General features: G+C 38.9%; 12 protein-coding genes. 4 read left to right on the forward strand and 8 right to left on the reverse strand.

Annotated features, from left to right (window positions below; all coding sequences use genetic code 11):
• Positions 1 to 50: 50 nt before the first annotated feature.
• Together D0T08_RS11650 and D0T08_RS11655 are read right to left on the reverse strand one after the other, a co-directional pair.
• Positions 51 to 1,505 (reverse strand): DUF1501 domain-containing protein, encoded by a 1,455-nt coding sequence (locus tag D0T08_RS11650; protein ID WP_116982809.1) that lies wholly within the window; start codon positions 1,503 to 1,505, stop codon positions 51 to 53.
• Between the two features lie 37 nt (positions 1,506 to 1,542).
• Entirely contained in the window at positions 1,543 to 3,888 is a 2,346-nt protein-coding gene (locus D0T08_RS11655; RefSeq protein ID WP_116982810.1) for a PSD1 and planctomycete cytochrome C domain-containing protein, read from the reverse strand.
• A 334-nt stretch (positions 3,889 to 4,222) separates the two neighbouring features.
• On the opposite strand from D0T08_RS11655, the gene D0T08_RS11660 reads away from it, so the two are divergent.
• Together D0T08_RS11660 and D0T08_RS11665 are read left to right on the forward strand one after the other, a co-directional pair.
• Positions 4,223 to 5,377: a low specificity L-threonine aldolase gene (locus D0T08_RS11660; RefSeq protein WP_116982811.1), complete on the forward strand. Its 1,155-nt coding sequence runs from the start codon at positions 4,223 to 4,225 to the stop codon at positions 5,375 to 5,377.
• Positions 5,378 to 5,461: 84 nt separating this feature from the next.
• Positions 5,462 to 6,550 carry a creatininase family protein gene (locus D0T08_RS11665; RefSeq protein ID WP_116982812.1) on the forward strand — a complete coding sequence of 363 codons (1,089 nt, stop codon included), beginning with the start codon at positions 5,462 to 5,464 and terminating at the stop codon, positions 6,548 to 6,550.
• Between the two features lie 14 nt (positions 6,551 to 6,564).
• Here D0T08_RS11665 and D0T08_RS11670 read toward each other — a convergent pair whose 3' ends face one another.
• From D0T08_RS11670 to D0T08_RS11695, 6 genes are read right to left on the reverse strand one after another with little or no spacing between them, the layout of a single operon-like run.
• Positions 6,565 to 7,212 carry a hypothetical protein gene (locus D0T08_RS11670; RefSeq protein WP_116982813.1) on the reverse strand — a complete coding sequence of 216 codons (648 nt, stop codon included), beginning with the start codon at positions 7,210 to 7,212 and terminating at the stop codon, positions 6,565 to 6,567.
• Positions 7,209 to 7,628, reverse strand: a complete 420-nt coding sequence (locus D0T08_RS11675) for a hypothetical protein (protein WP_116982814.1) — start codon at positions 7,626 to 7,628, stop codon at positions 7,209 to 7,211. The genes D0T08_RS11670 and D0T08_RS11675 overlap by 4 nt, the downstream gene beginning before the upstream one ends.
• 12 nt (positions 7,629 to 7,640) lie before the next feature.
• The gene (locus D0T08_RS11680; RefSeq protein WP_147322763.1) at positions 7,641 to 8,765 is read right to left on the reverse strand and encodes a hypothetical protein; all 1,125 of its coding nucleotides are present in this window, start codon (positions 8,763 to 8,765) and stop codon (positions 7,641 to 7,643) included.
• Positions 8,766 to 8,789: 24 nt separating this feature from the next.
• Positions 8,790 to 9,716 carry a hypothetical protein gene (locus D0T08_RS11685; protein ID WP_116982816.1) on the reverse strand — a complete coding sequence of 309 codons (927 nt, stop codon included), beginning with the start codon at positions 9,714 to 9,716 and terminating at the stop codon, positions 8,790 to 8,792.
• A gap of 3 nt (positions 9,717 to 9,719) precedes the next feature.
• A complete protein-coding gene (locus D0T08_RS11690; protein ID WP_116982817.1) occupies positions 9,720 to 10,478 on the reverse strand; it encodes a leucine-rich repeat domain-containing protein in 759 nt (252 codons plus the stop codon).
• Positions 10,454 to 11,212, reverse strand: a complete 759-nt coding sequence (locus D0T08_RS11695) for a hypothetical protein (RefSeq protein ID WP_116982818.1) — start codon at positions 11,210 to 11,212, stop codon at positions 10,454 to 10,456. The genes D0T08_RS11690 and D0T08_RS11695 overlap by 25 nt, the downstream gene beginning before the upstream one ends.
• A 227-nt stretch (positions 11,213 to 11,439) precedes the next feature.
• On the opposite strand from D0T08_RS11695, the gene D0T08_RS11700 reads away from it, so the two are divergent.
• Positions 11,440 to 14,010, forward strand: coding sequence for a DNA translocase FtsK (locus D0T08_RS11700; protein WP_116982819.1), 2,571 nt, complete (start codon positions 11,440 to 11,442; stop codon positions 14,008 to 14,010).
• A 64-nt stretch (positions 14,011 to 14,074) separates the two neighbouring features.
• Complete coding sequence (locus D0T08_RS11705) at positions 14,075 to 14,722, forward strand: outer membrane lipoprotein carrier protein LolA (protein WP_116982820.1); 648 nt, start codon at positions 14,075 to 14,077, stop codon at positions 14,720 to 14,722.
• Positions 14,723 to 14,788: the final 66 nt, after the last annotated feature.

Consider the following 14,788-nt stretch of genomic DNA (forward strand, 5'->3'; position numbering starts at 1 on the left):
TGTGTTTAGGGTGCAATAGGTGGTTTGAGACTGCGTTCAAGGCTAAGCCGCTACGCTATAATGCCGGGTACTAATTTACCTGCTACGTCAGTCAGTCTGTATCTTCTACCTAAGTGTTTATAAGTTAGTTGCTCATGATTTAAGCCCATCAGGTGCATGACAGTCGCATGAAAGTCATTGATATGCACAGGATCTTTGATTACGTTATAGCCAAATTCATCGGTTTCTCCATATACAATCCCTGGTTTTACACCGCCACCGGCCATCCAGATGGTATAGGCTCTTGGGTGATGGTCTCTTCCGTAATTATCTTTGGTAAAAGTACCCTGACAATAGTTAGTTCTGCCAAATTCTCCACCCCATATTACTAAGGTTTCGTCTAATAAACCTCTTTGTTTCAAATCTATAATCAAAGCGGCAGATGAGCGGTCTACGTCTTCGGCCTGCAATGGCATTTCGTTAGGGAGATTGCCGTGCTGATCCCATCCCTGGTGATATAGTTGTACAAAACGCACGCCTGACTCAGATAGTTTTCTTGCCAACAATACATTGGCTTGATAAGTACCCGGCACCAGACATTCAGGGCCATACATTTTTACGATATGGTCAGGTTCTTTCGAAAGATCTGTCAGTTCGGGTACAGCCGTTTGCATGCGGTATGCCATTTCATATTGTTGAACTTTGGCCTGCACTTCTGGGTCGCCACTTGTTTCAAAACCTAAATGGTTGAGTTCTGATAGCTTATCTAACATTCTGCGGCGCGAATCTTTATCAATGCCATCAATATCTTTCAGGTAGAGAATCGGGTCTTCTCCACTACTGAACACTACACCCTGATGCGTTGAGTCTAAGAAGCCGTTAGTCCAGAGTTTAGAATAAACTCCCTGACCATTCCCACGACCACGGGAGAGCAATACACAGAAAGCAGGTAGGTTTTTGTTTTCGCTTCCTAATCCATAACTCATCCATGCACCCATACTTGGACGATTACCAATCTGTGCTCCGGTTTGAATAAAGGTTAGTGCAGGGTCATGGTTGATGGCTTCTGTATTCATGGTTTTAATGATACAAAGGTCATCAACAATCTTGGCCATATTTGGTAGCATATCACTTACCCATGCACCTGATTGACCATATTGCTTAAAACCAAAGTAAGAGCCTATCAAAGGAAATTTAGTCTGATTGGCAGTCATACCCGTCAATCTTTGTGTCCCTCTGATTGATTCCGGCAGGTCTTCTCCTGCCATTTTATTCAATAACGGTTTATAGTCGAAAGTCTCTAATTGAGAAGGAGCTCCATTCTGAAACAGATAAATAATGCGTTTGGCTTTAGGTGCAAAATGTGGCAAACCCAAAGGCAATTGCGCCAGGTTTTCTTCTCCACCTGAAAATAAATTGGGCATCAATAATGATCCTAATGCCATACTACCTAAACCTACCGCCGACTTGCTTAGAAAGTGTCTGCGGGTGATATTTAATCTGTTTTTGAAAAACTCGTTTTCCATCGGAAAAAATTATGATAAAGGAAGAGACTTCGGAGCGTTAGACTCTCATAATGGCTTCTTCCATGTTATACAATAGCTGAATTGTTTGCATTAATGCTGCCGCCGAAGCTTTATCTTTCACGGTTTCGTGTTTATATTCGCCTAAATTCAAAAGCCTTTCAGCTCTTTTAGGATCCTTTTTCAATAGGTTGGCTTCATTTTCAAAATACTGCTTAATAACAGCCATTTCTTTATCTTTAGGCATACGACAAAGCACCTTTCTGAAAGCCTTTTCCAGTTTCTCTTCTATAGAGCCTTTTTCGAGCGTCAGATTCTCGGCCAATACCCGTGAGCCTTCAATCATTTGCGGGTCATTCATCATGACCAATGCCTGCAAAGGCGTATTGGTGCGCACACGCTGTACCTCGCATTGGTCGCGGTTACTGGCATCAAAAATAAGCATGGTTGGTGGTGGTACGGTACGCTTAATAAACACATACATTCCCCGACGATATAAGTCAGACTCATGGTCTTGTACATATCTGGATAAGCTTCCTCTACCGGAAGTAGCTACTTCCCACAAACCTTTAGGTTGATAAGGCTTGATACTTGGCCCACCTATTTCATCATTCAGAATACCGCTGCTTGATAGCACATAATCACGAACATTTTCCGCAGGAAGACGAATACGGGATGCACGAGCCAGGAAGATATTATCAGGGTCGGTTTTCAGATGTCTATCGGTAATGACAGACGATTGTCTGTAAGTAGCTGACATCACTATCTGTTTGACCAATCGTTTTACATTCCAGCCTTTTTCTCTGAAATCTACTGCTAACCAGTCCAGTAATTCAGGGTGAGACGGTAGTTCTCCCTGCATACCAAAATCACCTAAAGTTTTTACAATACCTCTGCCAAAGAACTGTGTCCAAAGACGATTGACATACACTCTTGACGTAAGCGGATTTTTATTATCTAATAACCATTTCACCAAACCTAAACGACCTTTGCCATATCTGGTAGTGTCAAACTTCAATATACTTTTAGGCAGCCCATAAGTTACAGAATCGCCATGTGCATCGTAATTGCCTCTGTTTAATACATATGTAGTACGGACTTTTGAGGTATCTTTCATCACCATTACCATTACTTTTGCTGTGTCTTTCTTATTGATAAACTTCAATAAAGATTTCACGTCGGCATCAGTAATTGCCATATTCGGCGGATCGGCATAAGAAGCATCAATGGTTCCGAATAGTCCTTTTTCGGGTACCTGATTGAAGAAAGCGAAAGTGCTATAATAATCTTTTTGGGAAATCGGGTCATACTTATGGTCGTGGCATTTGGCGCATTCGAATGTCAGCGACAGGAAAGATTTTCCAAAGGTATTGGTGCGGTCAGTTACATATTCCACCCGATATTCTTCATCGATTACCCCGCCCTCTTGCGTGATTTTATGGTTCCGGTTAAAACCAGTAGCCAATAGCATTTCCTTCGATGGTTTCCCACTTCCATCAGGATTAGGCAATAAATCTCCAGCCAATTGCCAGCTTAAAAACTTGCTGTAAGGATAGTTATCATTATAAGCATGAATTACCCAATCTCGCCAAGGCCACATAGTGCGTAAACCATCATCCTGATAGCCATGTGAATCGGCATAGCGGGCAACGTCAAGCCAATAAGTAGCCATCTTTTCTCCATAATGCTTATTTTTCAACAACTCATCTACTACCTTTTCGTAAGCGTTAGGAGAAGTATCTTTCAGGAAGCGCTCCTGCATTTCCAATGTTGGTGGCAATCCGGTCAGGTCAAGGCTTACTCTTTTTAATAATTGTTCTTTATCTGCCTCGTCGTTTGGTTTTAATCCTTTATCACGCATTTTGGCATACACAAAATTATCTATTTCGTTTACTACCCAATCTTCATCTGCTTTCGGAACATTCGTCTTTTTTGGTTCAATAAATGCCCAGTGCGCTTTGTATTTGGCGCCTTGTTTTATCCACTTTTCAATCAGGTCTATCTCATGTTGGGTCAGCTTTAAGTTAGACTCAACCGGAGGCATAAGTTGTGTAGAGTCTTTAGACGTAATTCTTAAAAACACCTCAGACATATCAGGGTTACCAGCCACAATGGCGTGGGCCTTCGGATTATCTTTCAGTGCGGCAAAAGCACCTTCGGGCGTATCCAGGCGTAGATTGGCTTCTCTCTTGTTGGCATCAGGACCGTGACATTTGAAACAACGGTCGGATAGAATAGGTCGGATATGAAAATTATAGTCTACTTCGTCAGGCATGGCCGAGGTTTCGGCAGAAGCACTCGTACAGTTCCAGACAATAGAAGCGATGCCTACCGTAATGAGGCAAAGGAGAAAAAAGTATTTAATTTTTACGGTTAAAGTTTTCATTCAGGGTGTTAAATAGAGATTATCCAGAAAACAAAAGTAGTACTTTTTTTAGAAAAAATAAAACTTTTTCTTATATTATTAAAATTTTTTAATAATTAATTTTCTAGGCACTTGTCTAGACGAGTTTCTGACAAATTTATATAAAATTTTCAGATTTTGCTTAAAGCCTAAAAGGTTTATATTAAACGATTAATTGTACAAAATATTAGACTTCTCTTAAATACGATCCCTTGTTAATTAGTACTATCTGATTTTCAGAATAATTCATAATGTTACTTCTAAACCTTAAAATTTCTATTTAATTTTAATAATTCTCTCATTAACAGACAAACCTATGAACCACCTACAACGCAGGAATTTTCTGAAGCTGTCATCTGCGCTTTCGTTAGCTCCTGCCTTATCAGCTCAGGCTTTTTCGTCTAAAGAAAAACCTAAAGATTCGGCTGAAAGCCTTGTCAATTTCACTTCTGATGGACTGAACCTTTCTCCGTTGGCTTATAGTCAGTTATTAACTGAACTCACCAAAAGAGATGATTTTGGAGTAGATAATTACTCGTTGAATGGTTGTGTAGAAGAGTTAGAGACTCAAATGGCAAAGATACTGGGTAAGGAAGCGGCTGTCTTCATGCCCACAGGTACGTTGGCCAATCATTTAGCCATCAGAACCCTAGCAGGCAAAAACAATCGGGTGATTCTGCAACATGAAAGCCATGTATATAATGATACAGGAGATTGTGCACAGACATTAAGCAATCTCAATCTTATTCCGTTGGGATTTGATAAAGCTACTTTTACGGTTGATGAAGTAAATGAAGTATTAAAACGCACGGCCGGAGGTAGAGTGGCTTCTAAAGTAGGCGTTATCTCTATCGAATCGCCAGTGCGTAGAAAAACAGGAGAGCTATTTGATTATGAGCAAATGAAGCAGATTTCAGCTTTGGCCAAATCTAATGATATTAAAATGCACCTGGATGGAGCAAGGCTTTTTCTGGCCTCCGGCTATACAGGTATTAGTCCGGCTACCTATGCTTCTTTGTTTGATACGGTTTATATCTCGCTCTACAAATATTTCAATGCCGCTTCGGGTGCGATACTGGCAGGGCCTAAAGAATTGATTGCCTCCATGTATCATGCCCGACGAATGTTCGGTGGGGGTCTCCATCAGGTATGGCCGTACGCAGCAGTAGCTCTGCATTATTTAGAAGATTTTTCTGACAGATACAGTAAAGCAGTAAGTATGGGAGAAGAATTGATAAAGAAATTAGATAATCACGATAGTTTTGAGATACAACGTATCACTAAAGGAACGAATATTTTTAAAATGACAGTACAGGGTATTGCACCGAAAGCATTTGCTGAAAACCTGAACAAAAAAGGCATTATTGCCCGCCCAAATGAAACTAATGGATTTAATTTATTAGTGAATGAATCATTGTTGAAAAGTAGTGTTCCGACACTAGTTAATGGGTTTGTAAATAGTCTGAAATAGGTTTCCAAAAGGTTACCTTTATGGTGGGAACCTTTAACCATCGACACAACTCTTATTAACCTATTCATTGAATTATTAAACTGTATGAATAAAATCATCATCCTCCTTATGCTGTGCCTTTCTTTTGGTGGTACGGCACAACAAAGAAATCCAGCCAATAAAGCCATTTATTTAGAAGATATTAGCTGGACAGAAGCGCAAAAGATCTTGCACAGTGAAACAGTAGTAGTAATACCATTAGGAGCTGCTGCCAAAGAACATGGCCCTCATCTACCCCTTGCAACAGATTTTCTCCAGGCAGAGGGTTTGGCAAAAAGAGTGGCCTTAGAGAAAAAGGTAGTTATTACGCCAGTTGTTAGCTATGGTTTTTATCCTGCTTTTTTAAAATATCCTGGCTCTACCAGTACTACTTTTGCTACGGCTACCAATATGGTGGTTGAAATTGTGAGAAGTCTGGCTGGTTATGGTCCCAGAAGATTTTATATCATCAATGTGGGTGTCAGCACTACTCCTACCCTTGAAACGGCTGCAAAGACATTGGCAGAAGAAGGAATTTTATTGTACTACAGTCGCTATGACCGCCCTGCATTTGATAAAGCTGAGGCACGTATCAGAACCAAAGCTTATAGCGGCCATGCTGACGAATTGGAGACCTCGAATGTACTAAGCCTTCGTCCTGATCTGGTAGATATGCGCAAGGCTGTGAATGACTCAAGCATGAAAGGGAAAAGCGGAAATATGACTCCGGTAATGATTGAGACAGGGAATCTGAATACCAGTGGTATTAATGGATATGCGGCATTGGGCACTAAAGAAAAAGGGCAGAAAAATATGGATTCATTTGCGCATGAGTTGATGAAAGAGATAGATAGTGTGGCAACTTGTGCCTTACCACTCATGAAAGACCGAAGCGCAGAATATGCCTCCTATGAAGGCACTTATGAAGATGCTACAGGTAAGAAACTAGAAATAAGTCAGAAAGATAATACGTTGCACTTTATCTGGAATGGCCGTGACACCCGAAATTTCTTTCATTTGTACCAAGATGCCCCAGACTATTTCTCATCGATGAATATGAATATTCTCTTCGTGAAAAACGAGTCAGGGGCAGTAAATAAGGCCTGGTGTCAGTTCAGAGGAGAACGTTTTTGGGTTACAAAAGCTCAGAAATGATTTCTGTTGTTCTCCTATTTAGCGAACGCCTGAACAATCTTTGAGACCAGATTTATTTTCTTGATAGTACGGGTAGTTTCTGAGTGATTGTCGTCAAGAACTACTTTTCCGTTTTCATCGGTCAGGTATTCATACGCTGTACCTTCATGCGCATGTACTTTAAATCTGCTTAAAAATATCAGACAGCCCAACCCTATTAAAAACAAAAGACCCGGGAAGATAAGAATATAGTTAAAGTCATGTAATGAGCGATCAAAGGTTGTTTTTAGCTGAACTGTTCCTTTTGCCGCATCGTATACAATAAGTACTTTTTGCCCAATGGGAACAGCTGCATATTCTTCTTTTGAGGTCATTTCACGAGCCTCAGCATTTATAGTTTCACCTTTATTGTCAGTAAAATTAAGTACAACCACATTATCAGGCACACTGCTCTCTTTAGTGTGTTCTACATATTTTTTAGTTACCAAACCTTCTATAAAAACGCCATTTTTCTTTAGGCTCTCCAACTCCTGATAGTCTTGATACCACCAATAAACTACAGCAATAGCTACAAAACTAAATAATGAAAACATACGGAACCCCAAGGAATTGTATTTTCTGAGAACGAAATAGTAATAGGCAAGCAAGCCTATAAATAGGATGATTTCTACTGTCAATGTCATGGCTTTGAAGCATAAGGTTGAATATTGACCAAGAATTTTTTACTTAACCATATATCGCTATCATCCGCTTTTATATGCAAAAACAAACCATCCGTTGAAACAATTTTAATAGCGCTCCAAGGAATGAGCATCGGCGGGTGACCAATTCTGAAAAATGGATTGTTGGCAAAAAAAATACCTGATTTGGAGAATCCGACTGTCAAAGTAAACTTATACCTTGATACCCCGAACTTGCCGTATTCACTTGTAAACTTCTGGTCTACAACTGTATCTTTGGGCGTTTCGTATTTGCTGGCTAAATTCTGCCAGCCACCTAAGGCACCAATCAGGTAGCAGACGCCACTCCAAATCCCTCCAAAAAAGATAGGGAAGACTACTATAATAGCAAGGGTTAATAAAATCTGTGAGCGATTCATAATATTGATATTTTACTTAACAAGGCTAAATTTATAGATTAGACTATTAGCTACTATATAGGCATTTCCGCTTGCCGATTCCAGAAAATAGTCGTTAGAGACCATTATAGGTAAATCCCTTTTAAAGGATGTTTTTTCTTTTCCTATCATCAAGTCATAATAAAACAGATACTTATTCGGTCCTTTCAATTTATATTCATTGTATTCAGTTGTAATCCTTTCTGTGATTTGGATACTACTTTTTTTATCAGTGATATTCTTATTGGGATAATTGTAAAAAATAGTAAATAAGTCACTTTTCTTACGATGCTCATTGATATTTAAATGTGCAAAAGCGTATTTGCTTTTATCAATACTGCTATCTAATAAAAATGCCACTACCTTTCCTCTGGCAATCTTTGTGAATAAATACTCTGCCTCGCCATCAGGGTCTTTATACCCTAAAAACCACGTTCCTGTTTTGATTTCTTTATTAGCATATTGCTGATAATATTTTAATCTGAGCTTATTCTCTAAACTATCTGATTCATTTTTCGCTGCCCTGAATTCCGTCCAATAAGCATCCGCATTCTTTTTATCACCCTCAACGATTTCGAGACTTACCGAATCAATTTTCTGGATATTATACTTTTCCGCTATTTTCACCCGCTTGGCTTCAAACTGCTTTTCAACCTGTTCCTTAATCAATTTCTCATCTTCCTTTACTTGTGGGTAATCATATTGATAATAAGTCTTTATTACATCTATTACTTTAAAATTCGGTAGATTGATGATGTAAAATACATTCGAATAATCCCATATAAGGGTATTGGCATCTAGCATAGATAATGTGGTTGGTGTTCTTCCAATATCTCCGATAAATAGGTCCCGAAGTTTTTTACCTTCCTCATCAAATTCGACTAAAAAATAGTTGTAAGTTCCTCCGGTAGATGCTTCTGCTACAATAGCATACAGTTTTGTTTTATCGGCCGAGAAAATGAATCTATCCACCCCTTCAATAGAAAAAGAGTCAACTTTTATATGAGCATTGCTTGACCCAGGCAGGAAAGGCATATCAGGATGGCGGTCTTTGTCTGCAAAGCAACTTGCTAAAAAAGAAAATAGGCTCATTAACAAAAGGTAATTTATTAGTTTCATGGTTTATATTTTGAAAAGCAGGAACTATTGGTTCAAGCCCCCTTTCGATGAACGCATCTGGCTATATTTATAATCGTCTACTTCATAAATTGAATATTTGTTATTAGCATAGTCTTCAAGGTCATGAAACAGATAAAATGTTTCTGTCAGACTCGCGGCAGAAGCAGTCGCATAATAATTTTCAGGTCTCACATGAATCAAAGGTGGAAAAGGAGAATCAGGATTTTTAGCCATATATGTCACCAAAAAGCTTTTCTCCAAATCTCCAAAATAAGTTGAATACCATACCCTGAAAGTAATTTTATTCGGATAACCATCATTGTATTTCAAAATCTGCCTGACTATTTCTTTAGAAAGCCAACGATTATTATCATCCATTACCCCGGTATTTTTGGTTCTGATAATTCCATGCCTTACCGAAACCTGTAATCTTGTAGGCAATGCCCCCAGGTCAACAATTTTGGTATAATAATCACCATATCTGTCAGTACTGACAATCGGATTATCATAGCGTTTCTGAATCAGCTTTTCAAGTCTCTCTAATCCCTGTTGTTCTTTTATTTTAGTACTATACCTATACATCACCTGTCTGGCAATCTCTTCTACACCTCCTGAATTTTTAGGGAGTTTACCATCATTGTCTGAGATGAGTACTTCTTCGATAATCGGGTCTACAAAATCGTCATCCTTTATCATGTATTCTGCCTGATTGGCAAACCAGAGATATTTGTAGGCATAGAGCCATTCTTTGATAGCTTTCAGTGGGTATTCAACCGGAGTTCCGTTGTCTGATACCATTCTAAGCGGGAAAACATATGCTGCTGTATCTGCTTTAAAACCATACATCGGGCTATCAGTATTATTTGTTTGGGTTTCAGGTGAATTACGAAGTATCTGAATGATGAATAAGCCAACAAAACCTAGGATAGCATACAACGTAGTCTTTTTCATAGCTTAATTGTCTTTCAAATCAGGATTCCCGCTAAAACTCTTTTCCTTTAGTTTTGGCATTTGTTCAATACCCTCTAATGTTTTCAGCTGGTTGTTATCAATAAAAAGCCATTCTACATTAGGTAGACCCGAAAAACTCGTGAGATCAGTAAAATCATTCTGTTGTAATTCTAGTCTATTTAACTTTGGTGATTGTAAATCGCTTAAGTCTTTCAGATGTGTGCCTTTTAAATATAATCCACTTAATTCTGGCAAGGCTGATAAAACCGATACATCGGTTATAGCTTTGTCATTTACATTTACCCCTATTACATGTCCTTTCTGAATACATATTGCCATTGGGAATTCTCTTAATTTCCAGTATTCAGTTGCATGGATTTCATTCTCTGGTACGCCTATCTGTTTAGCCAACGAACGGACAGCAGCTTGCTCCTTTGCAGGAATTTTGGATAAATCATAATCAAACTGTCCTTTATATGGCTTCCCTTTGCCTAACTGCATAGAGATAACTACCGCATAACATGCTAACCCAAAACCACTCATGCCTAACGACATCAGGCTTAAAAGTTTATGTTGGGGAAAACCTCTTAAGCCCCACCAGAAAGCTAATATATAGAGCATTCCCCCTCCTATCAGGATTGTAAAACCTCCCCAGTCAGGAATCTTCTGTAAAAAAGAGTCTTTTGTAGTAAGCCCTATTGTAAAAGAATAGCCGAAAAAAATAGTCAGTATCAGACTTATGAAGAAGCTCTTGATTGCCATGATGGTATATAGGTTGCTGTACGTTGATTATTTTTGGGGGCAGTTTCAATATTAGCTTTCATCCACGCCAGATTTTTGGCATATACTTTTGCGTCTCTGAAAGTATCAAAGGCTATAATAAAAGCGCCGTCCTCTGCGGTTTGCACTAAGAAAGGCTTTTCGGTATCAAGGGTAAAAAAGTACTTCCACTTTTCTTTAAAAGTGTAGTGAGACTTTTCCATCAAGGCTTCGGCCTTTTTCTTGAAATTCTCGCTTACTGTATTGGGCTCAAAGATAAAAGCCAGATAATATCTATAATTGGTTGTAGAGTGCTTTCCATTGTAAATACTTGAAGTAGTGTGCCCTTGCCAGAATAAATAATTAACATATTCGTTAGAACGGATAAATAGCTTGCTTTCAGCCAATAACCATTTTCTGTCGCCTAGGACATCCAAGACCGCCTTTGGCATTTTTTCTGACTTATAGATTTTGTTTTCGTTGAAGAATATCTGCAGGCTATTATCAGGCGGTGGTTTAAGCATAAATAGTAAAAAAAGCACAGTAAGAAGAGCGAAACAACTCATGGCTGCTCCGCTTACAAAATAAGTAGCAACAGTAAAAAATAACCATAAGCCAGCACATAATACCGGAGCTAATAAAGGAGAACCTTTTCTGCCATAGAAATACATACCTATAAAACAAACGGCATAAAATGCAGAAAAGAAACCCATTCTAAATAATATATTTTCGCTCATGGCCAGTTGAATTAATTGGTGAAACAAATATCAGATACCTAGCCTTTTGATAGAAGTAAGAATTTGTAGACGGACAGCGAAACTTTGTAATTGGTAGCTTTTTGTATTTTATTGGATATTAACTGATTGTGTATCCATGCAATACTATTTTATCAGATTTTACGTGTTTTTATTGTAATATTTATATATTTGTTTTAAAATTCATTGCTTTCCTATAAAATTATAAGATGTCCAGTAATACATTTCGCAAAAAGCAGCCGCCGAAGAATACGCCCCGTACTCCTTCGAAAGGCCCGAGTAGCAGCGGAACTCAGGTACCTATTGAGTTCAATGTGAGTACAGACAGCTACCTGTTAGCGTTTGGTATCTTTCTCCTGATTCTGTCAGTCATTCTTCTTGTTTCTTTTGTTTCGCATCTGCTGGTGGGAGATGCAGACCAGGATATTGTTCAACGTACGTTTAGCTCAGCTTTAGAGCAAGTAGACCGTAAGCCACGCAATATGATGGGCTTAATGGGAGCCTATATCTCACATTATTTCATTTTTCAATGGTTTGGTATAGCTGCCTTCGGTTGGTTGCCTGTTGTTTTCTGGGCAGGTTATAGATTGGTTTTTAAAAGAGATTTATTACCTCAGAGTCTGAACCGTTTTACGCTCGCAAGTATTTTCTATATTTTCTGGACCAGTATCTGTGTAGGTTATTTTGTTTTACTATTTGAGCTTCCGGCAGGTACTTTCTGTGGCGGGCTTGGGTATTCGGTTAATAAATTCTTGTATCATGCCATTGGTTCAGGGGGTATCCTGGTTATCTTATTGGCATTGGCGGCATGGGTTATTTTCTTTCATGGATATACCGATATCGACGACTGGTTTCTGGCCAAATATTTCAATCGCCCACCGAAAGAAGATCTATCTACTGAGCGTATCCGCAATGCCGTGCAATATGATGTAGCTGATAACGAATCTCCGTTCAGAGAGCCTGTAAAACGTCCGGAACCAGTGCCTATACCTGTAACCGTGAATGATATGTACAAGGCGCCACGATACGAAGAAGAGATTGAAATACCGAAACCTTTCGAAGAAAAGCCATTTTTTGAGAAACCGATTCCAACTCCGGTGCCTGATAAAGAAGTTAGCTTCGAGAAACCAGTTCCCATTAAGAATGAGCCTATTAAGGCGGAACCGACTTTTATTATAGAAGACACTAGAGGAACTGATACATCAGACGATGATTTAGATGGTGACCTGGATGACGATGATGTAAACGAAAAAGTGCTGAAAGACTTTGGTTTATATGACCCCACGCTCGAATTAGACAATTATCAGTATCCACCGATTACTTTATTAAGTGAATACAGCAATGCCGGAGGTAAAGTAACAGAAGAAGAGCTGGAAGCTAATAAAAACAAGATTGTAGAAACAATGCGCAACTTCCAGATTGGTATTGCAAGCATTAAAGCTACGATTGGACCTACAGTAACGCTTTATGAGATTGTACCTGATGCAGGTATCAGAATCTCGAAAATCAAAAATCTGGAAGATGATATTGCGCTGAATCTAGCGGCTTTGGGTATCCGTATCATTGCACCAATGCCGGGTAAAGGTACGGTAGGTATTGAGGTGCCGAATAAAAACCGAGAAATGGTAACCATGAAATCGGTGATTGCCAATGAGAAGTTTCAGAAGAGTAACTTTGAATTACCAATCATTTTAGGGAAGACTATCTCTAACGAAGCCTTTATTACAGACCTGGCAAAAATGCCTCACTTACTGATGGCAGGTGCTACCGGACAAGGTAAATCAGTTGGATTAAATGTAATTTTGACCTCCTTATTATATAAAAAACACCCTTCACAAATAAAATTTGTACTGGTTGACCCTAAGAAAGTGGAGTTAACGCTCTATAATAAAATTGAGCGACACTTCCTTGCCATGTTGCCTAATTCAGAAGAAGCCATTATTACTGATACGAAGAAAGTAATTTATACCCTGAATTCACTTTGTATCGAAATGGATAGCCGCTATAACTTGTTGAAAGATGCAGGTGTAAGAAATATTAAAGAGTACAATGCTAAGTTCATTCAGCGCCGTCTGAATCCTGAAAAAGGACATAAATATTTACCGTATATCGTATTGGTAATTGATGAGTTGGCAGACTTAATGATGACCGCAGGGAAAGAGGTTGAACAGCCGATTGCCCGTCTGGCGCAGCTGGCCCGTGCTATTGGTATCCACTTGATTGTTGCTACCCAACGTCCTTCGGTGAACGTAATCACGGGTCTTATCAAGGCTAACTTCCCGGCTCGTTTATCTTTCAAAGTGACTTCTAAAATTGACTCACGCACTATCTTAGACACGGGTGGCTCGGAGCAATTGGTTGGTAATGGGGATATGCTGCTCTCGATGGGTTCTGATATGGTTCGTTTGCAATGTCCGTTTGTGGATACGCCTGAGGTGGAAGAAATCTGTGAGTTTATCGGCAGCCAGAGAGCCTACGATTCTGCTTATATGTTGCCTGAATTCTATGGAGAAGATGAGGGTGAAACTTTAGATTTTGACCCGTCTGAATTAGACCCTATGTTTGAAGAAGCCGCCCGTTTATTGGTAACACACCAGCAAGGGAGTACGTCTCTGATACAAAGAAAAATGAAGCTAGGCTATAATAGAGCAGGAAGAATCATAGATCAATTAGAAGGCGCGGGCATTGTGGGACCATTTGAAGGCAGCAAAGCCCGAGAGGTTTTAGTGAAAGATATTACCCATTTAGAAGAAATTTTACGAAATTTGCGAAAGAATTAATCCTTGGAACATTTTTTTAGTCTAAGAATTAACAAGTATCCCAAATTAACCCCTTTCTAAATAGATGAAGAAATTACTTTTAATAGTTACTAATCTGTTGATAATTAGCAGTTTAGTATACGCCCAGAAAGACCAGAAGGCTACAGCCATCTTAGACGAGATGAGTAAGAAGTATCAGAATATGAAATCTTTCAATGCTTCATTTACTTACGGCACAGAGGGTAATAATGCTAAAATGACCGAAAGTTATAAAGGCGATGTAACGGTAAAAGGCGCGAAATTCCGTTTGAAAATGGCGGGTCAGGAAGTATTTGCCAATGGTAAAGACCTGTATATTTATGTAAAAGAAACGAATGAAGTAAACATTACTGAGTTTGACCCAGCTATGCAGGAAGAACTCTCTCCTACCAAGATTTATACTATTTACAAAAAAGGCTATAAATATGTATTTCTGGAAGAAGTAAAAGAGGGCAGCCAGTTTTATGAAGTAGTAGAGCTTTCGCCGGAAAATAAATCGAGCAAAATTGCGAAAGTACAAATCAAAGTAAATAAGAATGATAAGTCTGTAAAATCCTGGAAAGTATGGGATAAAAATGGCAAACGTACGGTTTTCCGTGTCGACAAATTTATGCCAAATGCCCCTGCAGACGATAAAATCTTCACATTCGATAAAAAACTATATCCGGGTGTAGAAGTGGTTGATTTAAGGTAATCTTATCATTACAATATATTAAAAATCCCTGATGCTTAAAGTATCAGGGATTTTTGTTTTATCACT

The organism is Emticicia sp. C21 (genome assembly GCF_003418935.1).
GTDB lineage: Bacteria > Bacteroidota > Bacteroidia > Cytophagales > Spirosomataceae > Emticicia.